Raw genomic sequence first — 5111 nt, 5'->3', positions numbered from 1 at the left:
TGAAAGAGTTTTTAAGTCGATTAACCCTGCAATTGTCCCGAAGAATTCGTTCTCCTTAAATAGTGGTATATGTATTGCTATAGCATCAAATCCCTGCACTGCCCTGAATGGCTCTGAAAGGACAGTCTGTTTCTTTGTTAAAACTTCCTGGACATGCGGCTGTGATGAGATATCGCTTCCAATGCTATAGGTATACGGGTAAGTATAAACTATTATCCCCTCATTATTCATAAGAGTAACTGAAGCGATAGTTTCTTTATGTGTTTCGTAGAATTTTTCTATTTCGTACTTTTCTCTGTTAATGTTATCGAGATCCAGAGTTGATGCAAGATACGAAAGGTGTATTTCAACCTCGTTAATAATGTAATTATTAAGTTTATCGCTGAGTGTAAACAATGTCCTCTGGACATTGAGTTCAAGTTCTGATGTAAGGCGTGCTTTTTCTCTCCTGTATGTATAAAAGCCAGCATAAGAAATTCCAGAAACAATAATCGTTGCAAGAAGAGAAAGCATTATCAACCTTCTAAATATTGAAACCTTTGCTTTAAAAACTTCATCTACTATATTTTTTGCAGGCATAAGAGTTGATACTCTCCACCAGATAAGGACTGAATGTAGAAAGGCAAGGAGCATAAGTGCAAGTGAAATATAAATAGTTGGCTTAAGGGGGATTTTGTCCAGATAGATAAGCAATTTAAGAAGAATTGAAAGTCCTGCAAATACACACATAACTATGTAGGCACTTTTTTCTCTCCCTCTTCCATACTTTGAATATGCAAATCCCCTTCCAAAGTGAATCGTTATTATACCGATTAGCCCCCAGGAAATATAGTCAATAATTTCTATCCTATGCTTTAATAAAAGCGAAGAAGTGATAAGAAGTATTACTCCCAATATCTCGATTGTATCAGGTTTTGCAAGGGATCTTCCATTAGTTTGGAGTATTATTGCAATTGTAAATATCAAAAATCCTATTGCAAAAATTGAGTTAGCAACAACAAAAGCAGATGAAGTTGGCGAAAGTTCGATTATATAAAATACTTTAACAAGAGAAAGAATTGATACAACTGGCAAGAAAAAGGATACTATATAGAGAATCTTTTCATAAGATTTGCTTCTTAAAAACCAGCGGAAGGAAACTGCAAAACCAATAAAAACAGGCAGGGTAAAAACTAAATATTCAAGAATAATAAGTAACCAATCCATTCTCCTATCCACCCACTCAATTATACAGGTTTTGTGAAAATTGCAATAATTTAAACCAATTTTTAGCAATTATAAAGCGAAAGTGCTAAGGTGTCTTTTTCAATAAGTGCCTCAATAAAATTTACTAAACCTGCTATAATATTTTGAGGTGATAAAATGGGAGAATTTAAAATGCCACCAGGACAAAAACCTGCAGGACGGCTTTATCCAATTTCCATATTTGGGAAGCCAAAAGAAATCGATGTTGATAACTATACTGTAAAAATTACAGGGCTTGTGAAAAATCCTCGCGCAATTGCTCTTAAAGATATTTTTTCTATGCCAAAGCATAGCGTCCAATTTGATATTCACTGCGTTGATGGGTGGAGTTACCTTGGAAGCGTTTTTTCTGGAATTTACCCACGAGAGTTATTTGAAGACATTTCAGTTTTACCTGAAGGCAAATTCGTTATGGTGAAGACACTCGACGGATATTCAACAGATTTGCCTCTGGATTTTCTTTTAAGTGACGATGCCTTTCTTGCCTACGAAATGGACGGAAAGCCTCTTGATATTGCAAATGGCTATCCTTTAAGGCTTGTTGTAAACGGTAAATACGCCTATAAAGACGCAAAGTGGGTGGTTGAATTTGAGGTAATTAACGAAGATATCCCGGGCTACTGGGAAAAGAAAGGTTATTCAAGGAATGCAGATATATACAAAAATGAGCGCTTTGAAAAATAGGGGTTTTACACTTATTGAGTTAATGATTGTAATTGCAATAATTATTATTCTTGTAAGTATTGCAGTCCCTGTTTTTGCAAATGTTCTTAATAGAGGGCGCCTTGCGCAACTTACAGGTAATTTTGACTCCCTTGCAAAAGACCTTGAAGATTATAAGCAGGACTGGGGTGTCTACCCAAACCCTGTGGATCCAGCAGAGGAGTTTGGCTATCTTGTTGATAGTGGAGCGCCTACTTCAAAGTTGGCAAGAGAACTTTTAGGAGTAAATGCAGACTTAAATAAGCCTGGCAATAAGACCTTTCTTAACGAAGATGGGGGCATAGAGTATATCCTCCGCCCCCAGAGCATCCAAAATATGAAGAATCCTTTTGGTACTTCCAAAAAACTCTATTATGGCTCGAAAGATGGTTCAAACTATGTTCTTTATGCAGAAATTGATAATGGAAAATACCTCGTCCGTTACGGCAACTCCTCAGCATCTGTAATAACAACAGAAGTTCCCTCAGTCCCTTAATTTTTCTTCCAATTCATTTACAAGTTCTTTTAGTGTTTTAAGTTCGTCTCTTAATGAGTTTCTGTTTTTTTCGTCTACAAAATCTATTATATTCAATGCACTTTGAACACTTTTTATAGCACTCTTCAGGCTTGCAGGCTTAAAGTGTTTGAGAGTACTTACTACATTTGCAACATCATCTGCTGATAGTTCATTTTCTTCAATAATTTTTACAACTTTCTTTATCACATCAAGGTCTTTTACCTTAAGAAGGCTTTCAACATGCTTTGAAGTTAAGGGAGAATTTGGGTCGTCAATTTTCTTTTGAATTTCCTCAGGTAATTCAAGAAGGCTAATCCAGCGGATGAGGGTAATTGGTGCTTTTCCGATTGCTTTACACAATGCGCTCACGGTGAGCGCAAAATCTTCGGGCACATCTCTCCCCATTCTGTAATTTATAAGGAGGGTTTTAACACTTTTATCCTTCGCATATGGCTTGAGATACTCATAAATTGCCCTTGCTCTCTCGATAGGTGAGATATCTTCTCTTTGCAGGTTTTCAACAATCTGTATTTCTCTTACAACGCTTTCGTTTTTAGGGTCGATAACAATCGCAGGAATTGTTTCTCTTTTTAAAAGAAGCGTTGCCCTGAACCTTCTTTCTCCTGCAACAATCATATACTTGGAGCCAACCTTTCTTACTAAAATTGGCTCTAACACGCCGTGCCTTTCGATACTATCTGCAAGTTCTTTAAGGCTTTCTTCGTTAAAAGTCTTTCGAGGCTGGTTCGGGTCGATTTCGACATCCTTTACATTCAATTCAAGCACTTTTGCATGGATTTTTTCTGTTGCAAGTTCCTCAATGTAGTCCTTATCAAACCTAAAATTAAAATCTTTTGGCAATCCTTTCTTATCCATTCTGCACCTACTTTCCTAACCTTTTTAAGACGCTTTCTCCAAAAAGCGCATATGAAATTGCGCCTTTTGAATCTGGCGCAAATGAGAAAATATCCTCTTTGAATGCAGGGCTTTCCTCAAGACGGACAGACCTTCCAATTGGCTCTTCAAAAACAAGGTCTCCAAAAAGTTCCTTTATTTTGGTTGTTGCATCCCTTGAAAGCGTTGTCCTTTGGTCAACCATCGTAACAAGAACACCTAAAATCCTTAACCTTTCGTTGAATGCCTCCTTTACGCCTTCAAAAGTATCAAGAAAATCCTGCACACCTTCAAGCGCCCAGGGGGAGGGCGTTATGGGGATGATTACATAATCAGAAGTAACAAGTGCATTTACAGTAAGAAGCCCCAGGGAAGGCGGTGTGTCCATAATTACAAAACTAAACATATTTGCAATTTTTCCGATGGTCTTTCTTAATTTTAGCGGTGCATCAAATACGCCTGCAAGTGCTCGTTCGACCTTTGCAAGGTGGATTGATGAGGGCATCAGAAACAAATTTGGCACATTGGTTTCGTGGATTAATTCTGCAGGGTCAATCTCCTCTACAAAAAGAGAGTATGCACTTTTCTTTGAAGGATTGTCAAGGAATACAAATGTCGAATTTGCCTGTGGGTCGAGGTCAATAAGGAGTGTCTTGAAATTTTTCCTTGCAAGAAAAGATGCAAGATTAACCGCAGTTGTTGTTTTTCCAACGCCGCCTTTCTGGTTTGCAATCGTAATTGTTATCATACAATCTCCTTAAATTCTACTATGAATTTATCTTTATCAATATCCAAAACTGCAAACGACTTTTTAGACCCACCCTTTGGGAGGCTTATCGAGCCCGGGTTTATGTGAAGCCCGAATTTTGTCTCCTCAACAACTGGAATGTGCGTATGCCCTGTAAGGAGCGCCTTTATCCCTTTATACTTTCCCATAAACTCTTCAAAATTTTCAATCTTATCCCCATGAGTTAAAAGAAGCGTATTTCCTTCAATGTGGACAAGCGCAAACTCTTGCAATATCGGGTATTTTATTACGAGTTGGTCAACATCAGCATCGCAATTTCCTTTAACAAAAATAAAATTAAATTCAGCGTTGTTTATGAGTTCTGCAACACCAATTGGGTTATATCCCTCAGGCATTGGATTCCTTGGGCCGTGGTAAAGAATATCTCCCAAAACAAGCACAAGGTTTATATCTAATTTCTCAAACTCAGAGAACACCGCCTTAAGAGATAAAAAATCCCCATGGATGTCAGAAATTACGCCAATTTTCATATTATGCCCTCCTCATCAATCATTTTTAAAATATCAATAAATTCCTTTAAGCCTTCCTTCCATTCATTTTTTAACTTTCTGTAGTATTGCCTTCCTTTTTCCGTAATTTTGTAAACAAGCCTTGGGTGTTTTGTCTCACCCAAAAGCCACTCTCCCTTAATGTATCCACTTACGCTTAGCTTTTTTAACACCGGATAAATAAACCCAGGGTTTGGATACCAATTGCCTTTCGAGATAACCAAAATAGCCCTCGAAATTTCTTCACCGTACATATCCTTCTCGTTTAGAAGGTGAAGTATGTAAAAGTACAAGAATTCTTTTGAACCAAGAAAACTTGTAAGAAATAAATTTTTACCATCTTTTTTAAATACATTTTCAAACATTTTCTTCACCTCAACTTATAAATTTTTATAATTATATACGAATCCCAAATTTTTAAAAGCAACAACCCGAACTTCAAACCAAAATACACTAA

At 37.0% G+C, this 5111-nt stretch carries 7 protein-coding genes; 2 read left to right on the top strand and 5 right to left on the bottom strand.

What is annotated here, in order from left to right; all coding sequences use genetic code 11:
- Positions 1–1206 (bottom strand): cache domain-containing protein (locus JHC30_08080; GenBank protein ID MCI4464099.1); only part of this gene is annotated, 1206 nt, incomplete at its 3' end.
- A 156-nt stretch (positions 1207–1362) separates the two neighbouring features.
- On the opposite strand from JHC30_08080, the gene JHC30_08075 reads away from it, so the two are divergent.
- Both JHC30_08075 and JHC30_08070 read left to right on the top strand, forming a co-directional pair.
- The gene (locus tag JHC30_08075) at positions 1363–1929 is read left to right on the top strand and encodes a molybdopterin-dependent oxidoreductase (protein ID MCI4464098.1); all 567 of its coding nucleotides are present in this window, start codon (positions 1363–1365) and stop codon (positions 1927–1929) included.
- Entirely contained in the window at positions 1910–2443 is a 534-nt protein-coding gene (locus JHC30_08070; protein ID MCI4464097.1) for a prepilin-type N-terminal cleavage/methylation domain-containing protein, read from the top strand. The genes JHC30_08075 and JHC30_08070 overlap by 20 nt, the downstream gene beginning before the upstream one ends.
- On the opposite strand, the gene JHC30_08065 is transcribed toward JHC30_08070, so the two are convergent.
- Genes JHC30_08065 through JHC30_08050 form a run of 4 tightly spaced genes read right to left on the bottom strand, consistent with a single transcriptional unit; the run spans position 2432 to position 5019 of the window.
- Positions 2432–3340, bottom strand: coding sequence for a ParB/RepB/Spo0J family partition protein (locus JHC30_08065; GenBank protein MCI4464096.1), 909 nt, complete (start codon positions 3338–3340; stop codon positions 2432–2434). The genes JHC30_08070 and JHC30_08065 overlap by 12 nt on opposite strands.
- 7 nt (positions 3341–3347) lie before the next feature.
- Positions 3348–4106 carry a ParA family protein gene (locus tag JHC30_08060; GenBank protein ID MCI4464095.1) on the bottom strand — a complete coding sequence of 253 codons (759 nt, stop codon included), beginning with the start codon at positions 4104–4106 and terminating at the stop codon, positions 3348–3350.
- Positions 4103–4636, bottom strand: a complete 534-nt coding sequence (gene yfcE / locus JHC30_08055) for a phosphodiesterase (protein MCI4464094.1) — start codon at positions 4634–4636, stop codon at positions 4103–4105. The genes JHC30_08060 and yfcE overlap by 4 nt, the downstream gene beginning before the upstream one ends.
- Complete coding sequence (locus JHC30_08050) at positions 4633–5019, bottom strand: PadR family transcriptional regulator (GenBank protein MCI4464093.1); 387 nt, start codon at positions 5017–5019, stop codon at positions 4633–4635. Before JHC30_08050 ends, yfcE begins: the two co-directional genes overlap by 4 nt.
- Positions 5020–5111 lie beyond the last annotated feature (92 nt).

Origin of the sequence: Caldisericum sp. (assembly GCA_022759145.1) — a bacterium.
In the GTDB taxonomy this organism is placed as follows: domain Bacteria; phylum Caldisericota; class Caldisericia; order Caldisericales; family Caldisericaceae; genus Caldisericum.
This window is presented reverse-complemented; position numbering and strand designations above follow the sequence as displayed.